Consider the following 17,812-nt stretch of genomic DNA (forward strand, 5'->3'; position numbering starts at 1 on the left):
CCCAGCACGCCGGATCCTATTTGCCCGATGCGCACTCCAGATGAATGAGAGGTACGTTTCGACATTCCGCTCTCTCACGCGTGCATTGCGCCGCCCAATCAGCGTATGCGCAATACGGAATGGATCTGCAGCTTGGTGCCGCGAACTCCTGCGTCGGAACCGATGCCGCCGCTCACGCCTCGGCGTCCGCGGAGAGGGACGGGCCGGGCGCTCTGCCGCTCACAGGTACTGGCACAAGCCCCGCGGCACGTACGCGCCATGCCCCGCGTGCCCGACGTACGCGCCCCCCTCGATGATCGGGACGCCGCGCGAGAGGACCGTCTCGACCCGCCCGGTGATCCGCTTGCCCTCGTACGCCGAATAGTCGACGTTCATGTGATGTGTCTCGGCGGACAGCACCTGCTCGGCTTCCGGGTCATACACAACGATGTCCGCGTCGGCGCCTGGCGCGATCGTCCCCTTCCTGGGGTAGAGACCGAACATCCGGGCCGGCGCGGCGCAGGCGATCTCGATCCAGCGGCGACGGGAGATGTGCCCGTCCACCACCGCCTGGTGCAACAGATCCATCCGATGTTCCACACCGGGCATGCCGTTGGGGATCTTCGAGAAGTCGCCGATACCCATGTCCTTCTGGCCCTTGAAACAGAACGGGCAGTGGTCCGTCGAGACGACCTGCAGGTCATTCGTGCGCAACCCCCGCCACAATGCCGCCTGGTGTTCCTTCGGCCGGAGCGGTGTCGAACAGACGTATTTGGCGCCCTCGAAGTCCGGCTCGGCAAGGTTGTCGGTCGACAGGAACAGGTACTGCGGGCACGTCTCGCCGAACACAGGCAAGCCCTCGTCGCGGGCCCGCGTCAATTCCGCGAGGGCTTCACGGGCGGAGACGTGAACGACGTAGACGGGGGCACCGGCGACCTGACTCAGCCGGATGACGCGGTGTGTCGCCTCGGCTTCCAGGAGAGCCCTGCGGACCTCCCCGTGATGTCGGGGGTCCCGTTCGCCGCGCGCGAGCGCCTGCTCCACCAGGACATCGATGGCGATTCCGTTTTCTGCGTGCATCATGACGAGACCGCCATTGGTGCCTGCTCGCTGCATGGCCCGGAGAATCTGCCCATCGTCCGAATAGAAGACGCCGGGATACGCTGTGAAGAGCTTGAACGAGGTCACCCCGGCCTCGATCAGCTTGTCCATCTGCTTGAGGGTCGCGTCATTCACATCGGACATGATCATGTGAAAGCCGTAGTCGATGGCACATGTGCCGTCGGCCTTCTCGTGCCACTTGTCCAGCCCTTCGCGGAGTGAGCCCCCCTTCGACTGAATGGCGAAGTCGACGATCGTGGTGGTGCCTCCCCAGGCGGCCGCCGTCGTTCCCGTTTCGAAGGTGTCGGAGGACATGGTGCCGCCGAACGGCATCTCCATGTGGGTGTGGCCGTCCACCCCGCCCGGGATGACGTATTTCCCCCTCGCGTCGATGACCCGGTCAGCGGTCCATCCATGACTGCCGGGAGTGGCCAGGGCGACAACCCTGCTCTCCTCGACAAGCACATCCACGTGGAGTTCGTCGGACGCGGTGATGACCAGACCACCAGTGATCAGGGTGCGTGTCACAGCTCAGCTCCATTCACTTCGGATCGAGGGTTCGCGTACACGGGGGCCGGCCACGACACCACTGCGTGTCAGGACCCCCTCGCCCGGAGAACGGGGTGGGAGCCGGCCCGCCCCGAGGTCCTTGTCCGGCCGAGGGCATCTCCACGTACGCGTCGACGCTTCCGGGATGACGTACTTCCCGGTGGCGTCGATTCTCCGGTCGGGCGCTCCGGTCCGCCGCCGCGGCAGGCGGCGGCGGGGCCCGGCCTCTCAACCGGCCGCGTGCAGCGCTTCGGCGAGGATCTCCGCGCCCTCCTCAGCCTCGGCGACGGTGAGTGACAGGGGCGGCGCGATCCGCAGGACGCTGGTGCTGTGACCGCCGCCCTTGCCGATGAGCAGCCCGCCCGCGCGGGCCGCTTCGAGAACGGCCGCCGCGGCCTCCGGGTCGGCCTCGTCACTGCCGGGCTTCACCAGCTCGATACCGATCATGAGCCCTCTGCCGCGCACCTCCCGTACCGCCGGCGAGCCCGCGCCGACTGCCCGGAGCCGCTCGATGAGCAGGCCGCCGACCCGCCGGGCGTTGCCCTGGAGGTCGTGCTCCAGCAGGTAGGAGAGGTTGGCGAGCCCGGCCGCCATGGTGACCGGGGATCCGCCGAACGTCGAAATGGAGTTGGCGTCCAGGCAGTTCATGACATCGGCGCGGGCCACGACCCCGCCGATCGACATACCGTTTCCGATTCCCTTGGCGAAGGTGAGGATGTCCGGCGGCCCTTTCCCGGCGTGCGCCTGCCAACCCCAGAAGTGGTCGCCCGTACGCCCCCAGCCGGTCTGCACCTCGTCGGAGATCCACAGGATGCCGTGCCGGTCGAGGACCTCGCGGAAGGCCGCGTACAGCCCGTCGGGCGGTGCGGTGAAACCGCCGACTCCCTGCACCGGTTCGGCGATCAGCGCCGCGGCGCCCCTGGTGTGCCCGAGCAGGTCCTCCAGATCGGCGACACAGGACCTGATGAACCCTTCGTCGCTCAACTCGGCGTACGGGCCCCTGGTGCGGACCCCGCCGTGGACGTACAGCGTCTGCAGCGGCGACAGACTGGTGGTCGACCAGGCCCTGTTGCCCGTGATGGACACGGCCGAGAACGACCTGCCGTGGTAGCTGTTGCGCATCGCCAGGATCTGGTTCGACCCGCGGTAGGCGGTGGCGAGCAGGAGAGCGGTGTCGTTGGCCTCGGTGCCGGAGGTGGTGAAGAAGACCCGGGCATCGGGGATGCCGGAGAGGGTGGCGATCCGTTCGGCGAGCTCGACCATCGGGCGGTTGAGGTAGAGCGTCGAGGAGTGGATGAGCCGTCCGGCCTGTTCGGAGACGGCCTTGGTCACCTCGGGCAGGGCGTGGGCGGTCATCGTGGTGAGGATGCCACCGAAGAAGTCGAGGTAGCGGTTGCCGTCCGCGTCCCAGACATGGCGGCCCTCGCCGTGGGTGAGCTCCAGGGGGTGCCGGTAGTACAGAGCCAGCCAGTCGGGGCTGACGGCCAGGTGCCGCTCGTGCAGTCCGGTCACGGCTCCACCAGCCCGTCGTACGCGTCCGGCCTGCGGTCCCGGTAGAACGCCCATTGCTGCCGGACCTGCTCGATCAGCCCGAAGTCCAGGTCCCGTACGACGAGTTCCTCTTCCTTGTCGCTCGCGACGTCACCGACGAACTGCCCGCGCGGGTCGACGAAGTAGCTCGTGCCGTAGAAGTCGTTGTCGCCGTACTCCTCCTGGCCGACCCGGTTGATGGCGGCGACGAAGTACTCGTTGGCGACGGCGGACGCGGGCTGTTCCAGCTGCCACAGATGGCCGGAGAGCCCTCGCGAGGTGGCGGACGGGTTGTAGACCAACTGGGCCCCGTTGAGCCCAAGTTGACGCCATCCCTCGGGGAAGTGCCGGTCGTAGCAGATGTAGACGCCGACCTTGCCTACGGCGGTGTCGAAGACCGGCCAGCCGATGTTGCCCGGCTTGAAGTAGTACTTCTCCCAGAAGCCCTTGACCTGCGGGATGTGGTGCTTGCGGTACTTGCCGAGGTACGAGCCGTCGGCGTCGATCACCGCCGCGGTGTTGTAGTAGAAGCCGGACTGTTCGAGCTCGAAGACCGGCACGACGATCACCATGCCCGTCTCGCGTGCCAGTTCCCGCATGCGCCTGACCGTCGGCCCGTCCGGCACGGGCTCGGCCCAGCGGTAGTGCTCGGGCTCCTGGACCTGGCAGAAGTAGGGGGCGTTGAACACCTCCTGGAATCCGATGATCTTCGCGCCCTGCCGGGCGGCCTCGCGCGCGTGTTCCTCATGCTTGGCGATCATGGATTCGGTGTCGCCGGTCCAGGTCGCCTGGACGAGTGCGGCGCGTACGACGTGGGACATGAGCTGCTCCTTCGACGCGGCGTCAGAGAGCCTCTGTGTTCTCTACGCCCGTAGACACGGTGCGTAGGAGGAGAACGTAAGCCCCGCCACACATCGGGGCAAGACCATCGCAGTGAACCGACGGAGTCGATCATGATTCACACCCGAGCGGTCCACACCTTCCCGGAGGGTCCGGCGTCCAGCTCGCGCAGAACCCCGTACGCGGACTGGATGAACGGTGCGAGCGGGGTGGGAGCCGTGTTCGTCAGGGCAACGAGGCCCGTGCCCGAACCGGGGAGGAAGCCGGCGAAGGCGGTGAAGCCGCGGGTCCCCCCGGAGTGGTGGAGCAGCGCGCCGCCCGGGCGCGGGCGGAGGTTCCAGATGAGGCACAGCCGGGAACCGGTCCTCGGCACGCTCAGCCGGGGCCGCTGCACCTCTGCCAGCGCGGTGCGCAGCGCGGGGTTCGGCGCGGTGCCGGGATCCAGGAGTGCGCCCAGGACGCACAGCAGGTCCCGGGCGCTGGACCGCACGGCCCCTGCTGCGGCCAGCCCCGGCATCAGCAGGGCGGGGCGCGGACGCCCGTGCCAATGCCCGGTCGCCTGGGGCCGGTTGGCATCGCAGTCCGTGTCGGCGAGGCCGAGCGGGCCGGTGACGCGCTCGGCCAGCAGGGCCGGGTAGTCGCCTCCGGTGCCGCCGGCCGCCCTGGCGAGCACGTGGCCCAGCAGGCCACCGCCGAAGTTCGAGTACAGGACCCGGCTGCCGGGCCGGTGCCGCAGCCGGGTGCGGCACAGGGAGCCCAGCAGGTCGTCCTCACCGAAGCCGGCGTACGGGTTGCTGTGCCATCCGCTGCGGACCGCCCGGCCGAGCAGCCCCGGGGGCAGCCGGGGCAGGCCGGAGGTGTGGGTGGCGAGGTGGAGCAGCGTGAGGGGCGGGCCGGGAAGCCGGAAGGGGAGGTAGCGGTCGACGCGGTCGCCGTAGCGGACCTCGCCACGGGCGGTCAGCTCGGCGAGCAGGAGCGCCGTGAAGGTCTTCGTCAGCGAGCCCGTCTCGAACCGGGTGCCCTCCCCCACCGGGCCGTGGCAGAGCACCGCACGCTCGGTACCCCGCACCGCCGCGACGGCCGCCCCCGGCCCCCGGGCGGCTGACAGGAGGGGCCGGAGGCGTGAGGCCAGCGGCGCCTCCGTCACGGCCTCACCGCCGCCCCGCCGCACGGGCGAGGGCGATGGAGCCGGCCACGGCGGTGACGACGACCGTGTGCTGATGGTCCGTGAACCGCTGTCGGGGATCGTCCGCCACCGGATCGCTGTCCCGCGGCACGAACCCGTCCTCGTGCTGGAGTCCGGCGATCGCCTCCCAGTCCTCCGGCCGGCAGTACGGGTCCTCGAGCGAGGCGCCGACGATGAGCAGCTCCGTGACGAGGTCCCACTGCCCCACCTCGCGCCAGACCTCGATCCACACCGGGAGCCAGGCGTGCAGGTAGGAGGCGAGTTCGGGCGGCAGCCCGCCCGGGTTCCCGCCCCAGTCGGTGAGGTGGAAGACGGTGTGGGTCATCGCGTAGGCCGTGATCCAGTTGATCGCCCACGGCTCAGGCATCGCACCGAGCCAGGTGGCACCGGCGAGCGCCTTCATGTCCTCGGCGTGTTCCAGACCCACGACCCGTGCCGCGTTGGCGACGGCGAGCCGTCGGTTCGGCAGCACCTCGACACTGTTCACGGACCGCGTGCGGGACCGGTGCGCGAGGAGCCGGTCGAGCCCCTCGTGACGGTAGCCGCAGCGGACGAAGGGGGCGTACATCTCGAGCGGGTCCGTCATCAGCGTATGGCGGAGCTGGCGTTCGTAGATCATGTCGCCGCGCCTGAACTGCTCCCAGGTGAAGTCCATCAGGCTCTGGGCGGCGACCAGGCGGCCCGGCCCGGCGACACCGTCGCGAAGGATGAGGGAGGCGGCGAGCGTCGTCTCACCCAGCGGCTTGTAGACGCTGTCGGGGTCGGCCATCGTCTCGGTGGTGTCGGGCGGCAGGCCGCCGAGTTCGCGGTGGGCGTGCAGCCACGACAGCGCCCGGTCCGCCATGCCGCGGGCTGCCTCGGTGACCGGCTCGGAGATCGTCGTCATGCGTGTGCCGCCTTCACGCCCGTACCGGGCCGTCGTTCGAGGAGGTGGCGGGTGATCGCCAGGTCCAGAGCCGTACGCGGTCCCGCCCCGCCCACCAGGAACACGTGCTCCGCGGCGAGGCCCGGGTCCAGGGGCAGTTCGACGCCCTCGTGGCGCAGCCACGCGAGCCAGCGGACGAGACGCACCGCCGTGGGGAAGTCCCGCCGCAGGATCGAGCGGCTGACGCCCCGGCACAGCGGCAGGACCCCGCCGCGTGCCGCCTCGTGGACCGGCCCGTCGAGGACGAGGGTCGCCAGCGGGGCGAGCTGTGCCATCCTCACGCACCAGCCGCTCCAGTCGGCGGTGTCCGCGAGTCCGGCGTCGTTCGCAGGCGTGGGCGCCACCCCGCGCAGTGTGTCGTCTCCCGAGAGACGGGCGAGCAGTACCGCGGTGGCGTGGTCGCGCCGGGCGACCGATGCCTCTTCCGAGTCCTGCGACGCGGGGAACGCGTCGAAGGACTTGGCCACGACGGCCGCGTCCTGCATCTGGAAGGGGTGCTCCACCAGGAGGTGGGGGCTGAAGATGTCGGCGCCCAGCACCCGGACCGCGGCCAGCGCCGCGAGGGTGTCGGGGGCGTCGTCGACGTACCGGGCCAGCTGCACAGCGCCCCCGGTGCCGCTGAGGGCACCGAGGACACAGGCCGCCAGGGCGTCGGACGCCGCGGCGAATGCGGAGTGGGAACTCACTTGCCCCGGGGCTCCTTCGGCTCCTTGGGAGACAGGAGCAGCAGCGCGAGCAGCAGGCCCGCGGCCTCGGGGGTGTAGAGCGGGGCGTCGCTGACGGTGGCTTCGGGCTCCGCCATCAGGGCGCTCAGCGTGGCGGTCTGGGTCGGCGTCGCGGTGAGAGTGATTTCCTGCGTAAGCATGGTTCCTCCACATCACTGGGGGGGGCATGTACCACTTGTGTGGTTACGCCTCGACCGACGATAAAGGGTGAAATGAGATTTATCTCCCCAAGCCCATCGGGACTGGCGACGTGCATGGGCCACAGCCGTGGGAAAGCGTCGGACCAGGCCCGGACCCGCATGGGCCGTGCACCCCGCCTTCGAGTCCATGCCCCCTCGTGGCCCGCCCGCTGGCGGTCACCGGGAGACCGTGCGTGCGGCGGGCCGGGCCTCCCGCCTCGCCGTACGCGCACACGTCGCAGACTCGCGGGCCGGGGGTGTTTCGCAGCTGCCACGACGCCAGGGCCTCTCGTCCGGATCATGCTGGGCCGGCTCGCGTGCCCTGGCACCGCACCTCGCGGCGTGGTCGTCAGTCGCGAACGCTCCTTCCCCAAGCTCTCGGCTCCGCCTTGCGATGCACGGCACCGGACCCCGCTCCCTGATTTAGCCTGATCCGGACGAAAGACCCTACGGCGCCCCGATGCCCGCCGACCGCAGCGCGTGGACCAGGTCCCTCTCCCTCGCCACGGACACCTCGCGTGCCGCGGCGAGCAGTTGGGGGACGAGGTGGCGTGGTCCGCCCGCGGCGATGCGCGCCGCCTCCTGCGGGGTGCGTACGCGGACGAACGCCCCCAGCAGCGCCCGCGCCTCCGGCGCCAGGCCCGCCCGGTCGAGGGCGGCCACCGCCTCGGCGATCTCGTCGGCGGGCCGGGCCACCCCTTGGCGGAGCAGCTGACGGCAGTCGTCGCCGCGTCCCGCTGCGGCCAGCGCGCCCGCGGCGGCGGCGAGTTCGGCGGGCGGCAGGGAGGAGACCTCCCACAGGAGGGTCGCCCAGTCGGCGTGCAGACCCGCCCCGCTGAGAGCCACCGCGAGCACCGGCAGGTCTTCGGCAGGCCGGCCGGCCGCCTCACAGAGCACGGCGTGCGCCTCACCCGAACGCCCCTCCGCGCGCAGCCGTACGAGCAGTACGACGGTGTCCTCGGCAGCCTGGCACGAGGCGGGGCCGGGTGCGGCGGGGCCGGGCGCCCGCGGCACCCCGGTCTCCTCGGAGGCCCGGGCGGCGCCGAAGCGGGCGCCTCGCGGGACGGTGGGGGTGGGCGAGGGCGCGGGAAGGCCGGCCACGGCCGGCGGGGCAGGGCTCACCTCCGTGTCGTCGTCGAGCTCCAGACCCGCGAAGCGTGCCCCGCGCGGCTTCCCGCGCTTCTTCGCCGGAGCGGGCGCGGTCCCCGCAGCGTGCGCGGTCCCCGCACCCGGATCCAGGTGCGGGGCGTCGGCCGTCGACGCGTCCGCGCGACGCGATCCGGGGACCCTGGAATCGCCGCCCGTCTCCGGTGCGCGTGCGTCCCGCCGCCCCTGGAGCCGGTCGTCGGGCTCCGCCCGCTCCATCGCCGCCAGTCGGCCGCGGAGTTCGGCACAGCGCGCCGTGGCACGGGCGTGGTCGTCCCGGGCCCACGCCAGCGCCTCCGTCCCCCCGTCCGGCGCACGCTCCGCGTCCGCACCCGCCGCCCTCATCCGCCCGGCCGCGTACGACTGTTCGCGGAGCATCACGCCCAGCCGGTCGACGAGTGCCTGCCGTCCTCCCGGACGCCTGTCGTGCGCGGACGCCGACGCGGCGTAGAGCGCGGCGGCCTGTGCGGACTCCCGTGCGGCGAACGCGGTGCCGCGCACCGAGGCAAGGTCGTGCAGCAGCGATTCGACCACGTCCCAGGGCGGGACCTCGGTGCCGTCGAAACACGCGCTCATGCCTTCGGGATCGCGCGCGCGGAAGACTCCGTACCATCCCCGCCCGGGATCGAGCAGAGCAGCCAGTTCTCGTAGGTACCGCGCGAACGCCCGTACTTCCGCCGCATGCTGATGCACTGTCACCGTCGACCTCACCGGTAGCCCGGGACTGGAGCGTTCCAGTCCGCCGGGCATTCGACCGCAGGCGTGTTACGGGAGGACTACGCGCGCTTTTCCGGCACGGTGCGTCCGGAGCGCGGCCGGCGCCGGTGCGCCCCCGTCAGAAGGTGACGGCGATCCCCGTGTGGGGTCGCTTGCCCAGCCGTACGACCATGGCGGGCCAGTCCACGAGCCAGAACTTCCACGTGTACTTGCGGGCGAGCACCTTGCGCACCGCGGCGGTACCGGCGCCGTCGAGCAGACGAGCGGTCCCCTCGGCGCTCGGCGCCCCCTCGGCGATGCGGCCGCGGACGTCGCAGACGGTCACGACGACCCGGCTGTCGTTGCGCAGCCGCTTGACCTTCCAGGAGTCTGACCGGGTCCAGACGTACAGCACGTCACCGTCCGCCGCGGCCCAGACGGGCGTGGCGACGGGGGTGCCGTCCTTCCGGTACGTGGTCAGACTGACGTACTCACTGCGGGCGAAGTCCTGGAGAGTCACGGGCGCGACCCTACTCGGCCTGCGCCGTGAGCGGCACGTCGCCCCGTTCCGGCTACGGACCCGGAGCGGCAGGGGTTCCCGTACGCATCGCGTGAACAGTTCCTCCTTCGGGGGCCGGAGGGCTCCCGCGAACGCCGCCGCCGCGAGAGGGCGCGGGCCGGGGCCCGGCCCGCGCCCTCTCGCGGAGCGTCTCGGCCGAGGTTCCCGCCGCCGCCACAACCACGACCGGGCCGGGTTCCTCCGGCCGCTGCCGGCCGCAAGGAGGCTGCGGCGAGCTCCACACGGACCGCCACGGCCGGCCCCTCCATGGGAGTGACGGCAGCCGGGCCGCGCACGCCGGACACACGGTGGCCGTCACCGACGACGGCCCCCGCGTCCTGACGGCTCTCCGACCGCGTTCCTCAGGCTCCGCCGGCGAACTTCCGGGCGAGTTCCTCGCCGGCGCTGACGGCGGCGGCAGGACTCTCGATCGGTGACGCCTTGGAGTTCTTGAAGAGGATGTAGGTGACCCCGGACGCCGTACCGCCCGTCCTCGGGTCCGGATCGATGCCCAGCGCCTCGGCCAGCGCGTAGGAACCCTCACCGATGATTCCGGTGGGCCCCGTGTCTCCGACGACGGCGTAGCGGACCTTGTCGCCGTGGATGACGGCGGCCACTCCACCGCCCTTGATCCCCGACGTGGCGTAGTTCCAGAGCGAGCCGGGACCGGGGACGACGACGAACGGCACCTCGGCGGAGTCCAGGTACTTGCCGTCCGACCCCTGGAACGCCGTCCGAGGCTGGAAGGAGGGGTCGGTCCTCGTGTTGCAGACGGTGCTGACCTGGCCGTCGCAGTCGATGTCCATGTCGGCCTCCCAGAACACGGCCTCGCCGGTCCCGCACACCGGGATCGTGGCGGCCGTGCTCTGGTCGGTTCGGTAGTTCCCCTGGGAGATCCGGGTGCAGTTCTTCACCTTGGCCAGCAGTTCGGCGGCCCCCACCGGGCTTTCCCCGCCGTCGGCCGCCTCGGCGGGGAGTGCCGCGGCGAGCAGAGCGGCGCCGGAGAGCGCGGAGAGGACGAGCATTCGCGTACGCACCGTCGTGTATGCCCTTTCACTGGACACGAAGAACCCTGGCGGGCTCTTCCTTGCCGATACGGCCGTCGCGGATGCGACCGGCCGCATCAAGACCTCGGGGCCGGAACGGCGCGGTGAACCACGCCCTTCCGGCCCCGAGGCCCCTGCTTGCGCCGATCGGTCACGAACGACCGCTCGGCGCTACCACCATGGCCGAGCCACCACCGCGCCGCACCTTTTCGGCGGCCGCGAGCCAGCGTCCTCCTGGGAGGCGCTGGATGCCCGTGGCCGCACCGATCTCCGGGTTCGCCTTGAACACGTGCCCGAGAGCCTCCAACTCCTCCCGCACAGGGCTGTCCCACAGCCCCGGCTCGATCTCGGTCGTGGCCGAGTTGCGCTGGCTGGCACGCGGCGCGGCGATCGCCTCCACCAGCGGCAGCCCCCGGTCCAGGTGGCCGGTCAGCGACTGCAGGACGGTGGTGATGATCGTGGCGCCGCCCGGCGTTCCCAGGGCCAGTACGGGTTTTCCGTGTTCCAGCACGATGGTCGGCGAGATGGACGAGCGCGGTCGCTTCGCCGGGCCGGGCAGGTTCGGGTCGTGGACCGCCGGATTCGCCGGGGCGAAGGAGAAGTCGGTCAGCTCGTTGTTGAGCAGGAAACCCCGCCCGGGCACGGTGATGCCGCTGCCGCCCGTCGACTCGATCGTCAGGGTGTAGGCGACGACGTTGCCCCACTTGTCGGCGGTGGTCAGATGAGTCGTGTTCTCACCCTCGTACGTCGTCGGGGCCGCCTCGCCCCTGTTGGCGCAGCGTACGGGGTCGCGTGGGTCGCCCGGTGCGAGCGGGCTGGTGAGGACCGCGTCGTCCTTGATGAGGCACTCGCGCGAGTCGGCGAAGCGCTGGCTGAGCAGCTCTCGCGTGGGCACATCCTCGAACGCCGGGTCGCCGACCCAGCGGCCCCTGTCGGCGAAAGCGATCCTGCTGGCCTCGATGAGCCGGTGCAGGTACTGCACCTCGCTCACCTTCGACAGGTCTGTCGACTCGAGGATGTTGAGGGCTTCACCGACGCTCGTACCTCCGGACGAGGACGGCGCGATGCCGTACACGTCGAGGCCTCGGTAGGCGGTCTTCGTCGGGGCCTGACGCAGCGCGCGGTACCCCTTGAGGTCCCCGGTCGTCAGGTCTCCCGGACGCGCCACACGGGTCGCCGCAGGGTCCACGGGCGGCTTCCGCACCGTCGACACGATGTCGCGGGCCAACTCGCCCCGGTAGAGCTCGTCGACGCCCTCACGGCCCAGCGTCCTGTACGTGCGGGCCAGGTCGGGGTTCTTGAACACCGACCCGGTCACCGGCAACCGGCCGCCAGGCAGGAAGAGTTCGGCACTCGCGGGGAAGTCGGCGAACCGTGCCTGATTGGCCGCGGTCTGGGAGCGGAAGGTCTCGTCCACGACGAATCCCTCCCGGGCCAGCCGCTCGGCCGGTTCCAGCAGCCGCTTGAGCGGCTTGCTGCCCCATGCGTCGAGCACCTTCTCCCAGGTGGCGGGAGTGCCGGGGGTGCCGACCCCCAGTCCGCTGGTGACGGCGTCGTTGAAGGGGATCGGTTTCCCGTTCTCCAGGAACAGAGAGGAGTCCGCGCTGCGGGGGGCGGTCTCGCGGCCGTCGACGGTCTGTACGCTGCCCGTCCTCGCGTCGTAGTGGACGAAGTACCCGCCGCCTCCGATGCCCGCCGAGTAGGGCTCCGTGACGCCCAGCGCGGCGGCGGTGGCGACGGCCGCGTCGACGGCGTTGCCTCCCTTGCGGAGCACCTCGATACCGGCCGCCGAAGCGTCCGCGTCGACGCTCGACACCGCCCCTCCGTACCCCACCGCCACGGGCGACTTGGGAGGTGGAACAGGTGGCGCCGAGGCCGCGGGGGCCGCGGCACCGAGCGAGCCGATGACGACGAGCACGACTGGGAACGACACATTCCGGCCTACGGAATGACGCATCCGTACCTCCTGTGAAGGATCGTCCGCGCAGGGTAACGCCGCACCACCCGCATCGTCAGGACCGCCTCGGCCACACGTCCGAACGGGCCGCTACTATGCCCGCTCATGAACGACGACGTACGCAACATCGTGCTCGGCCTCATAGCGGCCGGGATCAGTGCCGCCCTCGGCTGGCTCGCCCGTACGTACCTCTGGCGGCGCAAACTCCGCCGCAAGCAGGCCTTCTTCGGACTGCCGGGCAATTCGGAGTGCCTGCTCGTCGTCAACCGCGACGCCGGGGGCGACGGCGCCGTCCACCGCCACGACGTCTTCGCCCTGCTCGAACTCTCCGCTCTCATCAAGGACTGCGCCGCACACGCCCAGATCGTGTCGCACGACACCGCCCGTCAGGGCTTCGGCGAGCGGACGGAGTTCTGCGTGGGCGGGCCGGTGTCCAACCGGCGGATGGCCGCACATCTGCAGACTCTGCTGCCGGGAGTGAAGATCCACACCGGGCCCGAGCCGGGGCCCGACCGGGCCGCCTTCCAGGTGGGCTCGGAGCGCTACCGGCTGGAGCTGGGCACATCCGAGCACGTACTGCTGGCACGGCTCACCGGCGGCCAGGACGCACGCCCCGTCTTCCTGCTCTGCGGGCAGAGCGCCATCACCAACCAGGCGGCCTCGCGATACCTGATGCGCAACTACGAGAAGCTGCAGCGCAAGCACCGCAACGGCTCCTTCGTACTGCTCCTGAAAGTGGTCAACTCCCAGTCGTACGGGCCCGATGTGGTCGAGCTGATAGGTGATGTGACGCGGGCGGCACAGGCACCGCTTCCCTCGGCGCCCCGCACATCGCACCGGGCCACCGGATGAGGCCCGGGGTGCCGCAGCGCCCCGGTCCGGGAGACGGGGCGCTCAGCCCTGCCGTTCCGCCGCGTCCTTGATGCCCCTGAGGGTGGCGTTCATACCCTTGCCCAGCTCGTCGAAGCGGTAGGCGGTGATCGCCGCTTCGGCCTCGGGCGTCCGCTCGACGTAGGCGTTCAGCCCCGAGCGTCCGGGCCCCGACCGTGACCGACTGACGCAGCACCACCCCGTCGGCGTACGGGGTGAGGGTGAAGGACCAGGTCGCCATCCGGTCTTCCGGCTCCTCGGCCGGCTTGCCGTACCGGCCGTCCATGTCCAGACGCGCGCGGGCCCGGCGGAGATCCGGACCTCCCGGTGCGTACGGGGCCCGCCTGCGTGACGCATGACAACTCGCCCCTTACGTAAGGATGTTCGCCGTACCCACGCCGGGGATTCCACGGTCTCCCTCTCCGTGGCGCGGCAGCGACATCGGCCGCACCGGGCCGTGGGCGTGGAGCCGTACTCCACGCCCACGGCGTCCGGACCGGTCACACGCCGCCCGGTGACCTTCACCGGCCCTCGTCACATCGGCCGCGACCCGGCCGGCACACAGCTGACCTTCTCCCCCACCGGGCACGGATACGGATCGCGTCCCGGGTCCACGGTGGGGAGAGTGATCACCGGCTGCTGCCGGGCGAACTCTCCGAGGGCTATCGCAGGCGGCCCGGCAGCAAGGTTCCCGGCTCGGCGGCGGCCACACCCGTCCCTTCGGTCTTCGGGTTGCGCCGCTCCCGTCTGGCCACCCAGGTGGCGAACCAGGAGAGCAGCATGCACATGCCGATGTAGATGGGCGAGATCACCATGACCACGGGGATGAACGGCAGATCGTAGTCGAGGTTGGACGCGATCAGCTTGCCCGCGTGGAGGAACTCCTCATAGGTGATGAGATAGCCCAGCGAGGTGTCCTTGAGTGCCACCACCAGCTGGCTGATGATGGTGGGCAGCATCGCCCGGACGGCCTGGGGGGCAAGGACGTGCGTGGTGACCTGCGTCTTTCGCATACCCAGCGCGTACGCCGCCTCCCGCTGGCCCCGCTCCACGGAGTTGATCCCGGTGCGGAAGACCTCGGCGAGCACGGACCCGTTGTAGAGGGTCAGTCCCGCGACCAGCGCCGGCAGCGGCTGGACCTTCAGGGCGACGAAGATGAAGAAGATCATCACCAGCACGGGCATGGCCCGGAAGAACTCGACGAGCAGCGTCGAGATCCAGCGCACCGGCTTGTGGTCGGAGAGCCGGCCGACGGCCAGCACCGCGCCGAGCACGAGGGAGAGGACCGCCGCGTAGGCGAACGCCTTGAGTGTGTTGCCGAGGCCGCGCAGCAGCAGTTCCTGGATGCCCTTGTAGGTGAAGGGTGTCCACTTCGCGCTGGTGAACTGATCCGTGTCGAAGAGCAGGTAGAGGAGCCAGCCCAACAGCGCGAGGATCACGGCGGTGGAGAGGACCCCGTAGAGGAAGTGACGTTTGCGGGTCAGGGGCCCCGGGATGTCGTAGAGAGCGGTGGCGGAGACGGTGGAGCGGGTCATCGGGCGACTCCCCAGCGCTTCTCCAACACGTTGAAGAGCGCACTGATGGCGAGGGTGATGATCAGGTATCCGACGGCGATCCAGATGAAGGACCAGATGATGCTGTAGCCGAGTTCGTTGAGGGTCTTGTAGGTACCCAGCAGCTCGGTGACGCTGAACGCACCCGCGATCGCGGAGTTCTTGGCGAGGGCGATGAGCGTCGACCCCACCGGTGGGATCACCGACCGGAAGGCCTGCGGCAGGACCACGTTGTTCAGCGTCTGCCCGAAGGACATCCCCAGACTGCGGGCCGCTTCGCCCTGACCCGTCGGCACGGTGTTGATGCCGGAGCGCAGCGCCTCGCAGATGAAGGCCGAGGTGTAGCAGCCGAGGGCGAGGACCGCGAAGACCTGGAAGGGCAGGATCAGGCCGAAGCGCGGCAGGCCGAGCAGGACTGCGAAGAACAGCAGTGTCAGCGGGGTGTTGCGGAGCACCGCGACCCAGACGGTGCCGATCACCCGGAGCGAGCCGACGGGTGCGACCCGGAAGGACGCCATGACGAACCCGAGCACCAGAGCCAGGACCGAGGCGTAGACGGTGAGTTCGACGGTGCCGAGGAAGCCCTTGCCGTAGAGCGACCAGTTCTCTGTCAGTACATCCATGGTGGTGGCCGGCCCCTCAGTTCGACGGGTAGCGGTCGATGGGCGGGGGTTTCGGCGCGGGCACGCCCGACAGACCGAGGGTCGCCTCGAACGCCTTCTTCCAGTTGCCGTTCTTCTCGTTGGCCTCCAGCGCGTCGTTGAGCGCGGCGCGCAGTGCGTTGTCACTGCGCGGTACCCCGATGCCGTAGGGCTCCTCGGAGAACGGCTTGCCGACCACCTTCATCTCGTCCGGCGCCTTGGCCGCGAAGCCCAGGAGGATGGCGTCGTCGGTGGTGACGGCGTCGACCTGGAAGGTCAGCAGGTTGTCGACGCAGATCGAGTACGTGTCGTAGGCGACCAGGTCCGCCTCGGGGAAGTCGGCGGCGATGCGCTGGTAGGGGGTCGATCCGGCGGCCGAACAGACGGTCTTGCCCGCCAGGTCCTGCGGCCCCTTGATGTCGTTCTCGTCGGTGCGCACCAGCAGCCCCTGGCCGGCCAGATAGTACGGCCCGGCGAAGCCGACGAGTTTCTTGCGCATGTCGTTGATCGTGTAGGTGCCGACGTAGTAGTCGATCTGCCCGTTCTGGAGCGCCGTCTCGCGGTTGGCGGAGGCGATGGTCCGGAAACGGATCGTGTCCGGCTCGAAACCGAGTGAGGCCGCCATCATGCGGGCGATCTCGATGTCGAAGCCGGAGTAGATCCCGGTGGCCGGGTCCTTCTCGCCGAGATAGGGCTGGTCCTCCTTGGCTCCGACGACGAGGTGGCCACGCTTCTTGGCCTTCGTCCAGGTCTTCGACTCCGGCAGCCGGAAAGCGGTGTCGACCGTGTACTGGGGGAGTTCACCCGCCTTCGGGCCCTTGACCGGCGGGCTGCCCTCCCTGCCGCAGCCGGCGAGCACGGCGATCAGGAGGCAGGCCAGCACGGCCGCGATGTTCCTCGTACGCAACACGGTGCCCCCCGTCAGTGCTTGAGAATCTTGGACAGGAAGTCCTTGGCCCGGTCGCTCTCCGGGGCCGTGAAGAAGTCCTCCGGGGTGCGGTCCTCCACGATGCGCCCGTCGGACATGAAGACCACGCGGTTGGCGGCGGAACGGGCGAAGCCCATCTCGTGCGTGACCACCACCATGGTCATGCCCTCACGGGCGAGCTGCTGCATGACCTCGAGGACCTCGTTGATCATCTCCGGGTCGAGCGCGGAGGTGGGCTCGTCGAAGAGCAGCGCCTTGGGGTCCATGGCGAGGGCGCGGGCGATGGCGACGCGCTGCTGCTGTCCGCCGGAGAGCTGGGCGGGAAGCTTGTCCGCCTGCGAGGCGAGTCCGACCCGCTCCAGCAGCTCCCGGGAACGCTGGTCGGCCTCGTCCCTCTTGCGCTTACGGACCTTGAGCTGGGCGAGCGAGACGTTCGCCAGAACGGTCTTGTGTGCGAACAGGTTGAACGACTGGAAGACCATGCCCACTTCGGCCCGGAGCTCCGCGAGCCCCTTCCCCTCCGCGGGGAGTGGCTTCCCGTCGATGGCGATGTGGCCGGACTCGATCGTCTCGAGTCGGTTGATGGTCCGGCAGAGCGTTGATTTGCCCGATCCGGAGGGGCCGATGACCACCACCACCTCCCCGCGGCCGACGGTGAGATTGATGTCCTGCAGTACGTGCAACTTCCCGAAGTACTTGTTGACGTCCCGCAGCTCGATCAACGGATCGACGGCCATACGCTGCCCTACCCACTTATCGCTTGTGTCGAGGTCAGCGCAAACTATCCGGGGCGGACACGCACTTCGGGGCCGACACGCACCAGCGGCGTATAAGGCTGTTTATCGCGTTTTGACCTCCGGGCCGCTCTCCGCGGTCTCCGCGTACATCTCGGAGAGCTCGGGGCTGCCCGACATCGCCCAGTCCAGGCCTGCGGCGACCACGTCGATCTCGCGCCCGGAAGCCAGTCGGACCACAGGCTTTCCACCCGCCAGGATGTCCCAGGCGGCCCCGGGAACGGTACGCACCAGCACGGTGCCGAGGTAGAGGCCGGCGTCGTTGCCCACCCACGGCAGCTCTTCCGGGTCGTCGCGCCAGATGGGCGGCAGCTGGTCGAGCGCGGACAACGAGGCGGGGCTGTCGTCGAGTTCGAGGCCGCACTGCCCTGCCCGGGCCCGCAGCAACTCACATTCCGCGAACAGCTCGGCGACGCCGTCCGGATCGGTCTCGACGGCGGCTGCGAGAGCCACCTCCCGTGTACCGCCCTGGCGCTTACGCCAGTTGTCCAGGAAAGGGATGTTCATGCCACCAGGATCCCACCCCTGAGGCGTTCCGCATCGCAGGGCGCGCGACTGTGCCGGTTCCGGGACCCGCCACGTACATGACCTGGCCATCTCTCTAAGGT

The 17,812-nt window shown here is 70.2% G+C and carries 18 protein-coding genes and 1 pseudogene; 2 read left to right on the forward strand and 17 right to left on the reverse strand.

Annotated features, from left to right (window positions below; genetic code table 11):
- Positions 1–219: 219 nt before the first annotated feature.
- The 9 genes from hydA to OO67_RS26125 form a co-directional block, all read right to left on the reverse strand.
- Complete coding sequence (gene hydA, locus OO67_RS26085) at positions 220–1,608, reverse strand: dihydropyrimidinase (protein ID WP_033303906.1); 1,389 nt, start codon at positions 1,606–1,608, stop codon at positions 220–222.
- Between the two features lie 249 nt (positions 1,609–1,857).
- A complete protein-coding gene (locus OO67_RS26090; protein WP_033303907.1) occupies positions 1,858–3,141 on the reverse strand; it encodes an aspartate aminotransferase family protein in 1,284 nt (427 codons plus the stop codon).
- The gene (locus tag OO67_RS26095; protein WP_033303910.1) at positions 3,138–3,980 is read right to left on the reverse strand and encodes a nitrilase-related carbon-nitrogen hydrolase; all 843 of its coding nucleotides are present in this window, start codon (positions 3,978–3,980) and stop codon (positions 3,138–3,140) included. Before OO67_RS26095 ends, OO67_RS26090 begins: the two co-directional genes overlap by 4 nt.
- Positions 3,981–4,117: 137 nt before the next feature.
- Positions 4,118–5,146: a serine hydrolase domain-containing protein gene (locus OO67_RS26100; protein WP_033303978.1), complete on the reverse strand. Its 1,029-nt coding sequence runs from the start codon at positions 5,144–5,146 to the stop codon at positions 4,118–4,120.
- 4 nt (positions 5,147–5,150) lie between these two features.
- Positions 5,151–6,071, reverse strand: coding sequence for a DUF6895 family protein (locus OO67_RS26105; protein WP_033303911.1), 921 nt, complete (start codon positions 6,069–6,071; stop codon positions 5,151–5,153).
- Entirely contained in the window at positions 6,068–6,796 is a 729-nt protein-coding gene (locus tag OO67_RS26110) for a hypothetical protein (protein ID WP_033303913.1), read from the reverse strand. Before OO67_RS26110 ends, OO67_RS26105 begins: the two co-directional genes overlap by 4 nt.
- Complete coding sequence (locus OO67_RS26115; protein WP_033303915.1) at positions 6,793–6,975, reverse strand: hypothetical protein; 183 nt, start codon at positions 6,973–6,975, stop codon at positions 6,793–6,795. The genes OO67_RS26110 and OO67_RS26115 overlap by 4 nt, the downstream gene beginning before the upstream one ends.
- A gap of 486 nt (positions 6,976–7,461) precedes the next feature.
- Positions 7,462–8,859: a hypothetical protein gene (locus OO67_RS26120; RefSeq protein WP_208861086.1), complete on the reverse strand. Its 1,398-nt coding sequence runs from the start codon at positions 8,857–8,859 to the stop codon at positions 7,462–7,464.
- A 136-nt stretch (positions 8,860–8,995) separates the two neighbouring features.
- Positions 8,996–9,376 carry a PPOX class F420-dependent oxidoreductase gene (locus OO67_RS26125; protein ID WP_033303918.1) on the reverse strand — a complete coding sequence of 127 codons (381 nt, stop codon included), beginning with the start codon at positions 9,374–9,376 and terminating at the stop codon, positions 8,996–8,998.
- Positions 9,377–9,636: 260 nt separating this feature from the next.
- On the opposite strand from OO67_RS26125, the pseudogene OO67_RS40915 reads away from it, so the two are divergent.
- Positions 9,637–9,765, forward strand: a pseudogene (locus tag OO67_RS40915) (type I methionyl aminopeptidase); the annotation flags it as partial.
- Positions 9,766–9,777: 12 nt separating this feature from the next.
- Here the strand turns inward: OO67_RS40915 and OO67_RS26130 are convergent.
- Together OO67_RS26130 and ggt are read right to left on the reverse strand one after the other, a co-directional pair.
- Positions 9,778–10,452, reverse strand: a complete 675-nt coding sequence (locus tag OO67_RS26130) for a glycoside hydrolase family 75 protein (protein ID WP_244300326.1) — start codon at positions 10,450–10,452, stop codon at positions 9,778–9,780.
- 160 nt (positions 10,453–10,612) lie between these two features.
- Positions 10,613–12,418, reverse strand: coding sequence for a gamma-glutamyltransferase (gene ggt, locus OO67_RS26135; protein ID WP_033303922.1), 1,806 nt, complete (start codon positions 12,416–12,418; stop codon positions 10,613–10,615).
- Between the two features lie 105 nt (positions 12,419–12,523).
- Between ggt and OO67_RS26140 the strand changes: the two genes are divergently transcribed.
- A complete protein-coding gene (locus OO67_RS26140; protein ID WP_033303924.1) occupies positions 12,524–13,270 on the forward strand; it encodes a hypothetical protein in 747 nt (248 codons plus the stop codon).
- 42 nt (positions 13,271–13,312) lie between these two features.
- Here the strand turns inward: OO67_RS26140 and OO67_RS38740 are convergent, their stop codons facing one another.
- From OO67_RS38740 to OO67_RS26165, 6 genes are all read right to left on the reverse strand, one after another.
- A complete protein-coding gene (locus OO67_RS38740) occupies positions 13,313–13,645 on the reverse strand; it encodes a hypothetical protein (RefSeq protein ID WP_157841736.1) in 333 nt (110 codons plus the stop codon).
- A 305-nt stretch (positions 13,646–13,950) separates the two neighbouring features.
- On the reverse strand, positions 13,951–14,823 hold the full coding sequence (locus tag OO67_RS26145) for an amino acid ABC transporter permease (protein ID WP_033303926.1): 873 nt from the start codon (positions 14,821–14,823) through the stop codon (positions 13,951–13,953).
- Positions 14,820–15,464 (reverse strand): amino acid ABC transporter permease, encoded by a 645-nt coding sequence (locus OO67_RS26150; RefSeq protein ID WP_033303928.1) that lies wholly within the window; start codon positions 15,462–15,464, stop codon positions 14,820–14,822. The genes OO67_RS26145 and OO67_RS26150 overlap by 4 nt, the downstream gene beginning before the upstream one ends.
- A 16-nt stretch (positions 15,465–15,480) precedes the next feature.
- The gene (locus OO67_RS26155; protein WP_078598294.1) at positions 15,481–16,392 is read right to left on the reverse strand and encodes a glutamate ABC transporter substrate-binding protein; all 912 of its coding nucleotides are present in this window, start codon (positions 16,390–16,392) and stop codon (positions 15,481–15,483) included.
- A gap of 11 nt (positions 16,393–16,403) precedes the next feature.
- Positions 16,404–17,147 carry an amino acid ABC transporter ATP-binding protein gene (locus OO67_RS26160; RefSeq protein WP_033303931.1) on the reverse strand — a complete coding sequence of 248 codons (744 nt, stop codon included), beginning with the start codon at positions 17,145–17,147 and terminating at the stop codon, positions 16,404–16,406.
- 102 nt (positions 17,148–17,249) lie between these two features.
- Positions 17,250–17,711, reverse strand: coding sequence for a DUF6278 family protein (locus OO67_RS26165; RefSeq protein ID WP_033303932.1), 462 nt, complete (start codon positions 17,709–17,711; stop codon positions 17,250–17,252).
- Positions 17,712–17,812 lie beyond the last annotated feature (101 nt).

It is taken from the genome of Streptomyces atroolivaceus (assembly GCF_000717025.1).
Taxonomy (GTDB): domain Bacteria; phylum Actinomycetota; class Actinomycetes; order Streptomycetales; family Streptomycetaceae; genus Streptomyces; species Streptomyces atroolivaceus.

Coding starts and splice junctions, on each gene's coding strand:
- OO67_RS26095 (WP_033303910.1), bottom strand. CDS start 3,980: ATGTCCCACGTCGTACGCGCCGCACTCGTCCAGGCGACCTGGACCGGC.
- OO67_RS26105 (WP_033303911.1), bottom strand. CDS start 6,071: ATGACGACGATCTCCGAGCCGGTCACCGAGGCAGCCCGCGGCATGGCG.
- OO67_RS26115 (WP_033303915.1), bottom strand. CDS start 6,975: ATGCTTACGCAGGAAATCACTCTCACCGCGACGCCGACCCAGACCGCC.
- ggt (WP_033303922.1), bottom strand. CDS start 12,418: ATGCGTCATTCCGTAGGCCGGAATGTGTCGTTCCCAGTCGTGCTCGTC.
- OO67_RS26140 (WP_033303924.1), top strand. CDS start 12,524: ATGAACGACGACGTACGCAACATCGTGCTCGGCCTCATAGCGGCCGGG.
- OO67_RS38740 (WP_157841736.1), bottom strand. CDS start 13,645: ATGCGTCACGCAGGCGGGCCCCGTACGCACCGGGAGGTCCGGATCTCC.
- OO67_RS26145 (WP_033303926.1), bottom strand. CDS start 14,823: ATGACCCGCTCCACCGTCTCCGCCACCGCTCTCTACGACATCCCGGGG.
- OO67_RS26150 (WP_033303928.1), bottom strand. CDS start 15,464: ATGGATGTACTGACAGAGAACTGGTCGCTCTACGGCAAGGGCTTCCTC.
- OO67_RS26160 (WP_033303931.1), bottom strand. CDS start 17,147: ATGGCCGTCGATCCGTTGATCGAGCTGCGGGACGTCAACAAGTACTTC.
- OO67_RS26165 (WP_033303932.1), bottom strand. CDS start 17,711: ATGAACATCCCTTTCCTGGACAACTGGCGTAAGCGCCAGGGCGGTACA.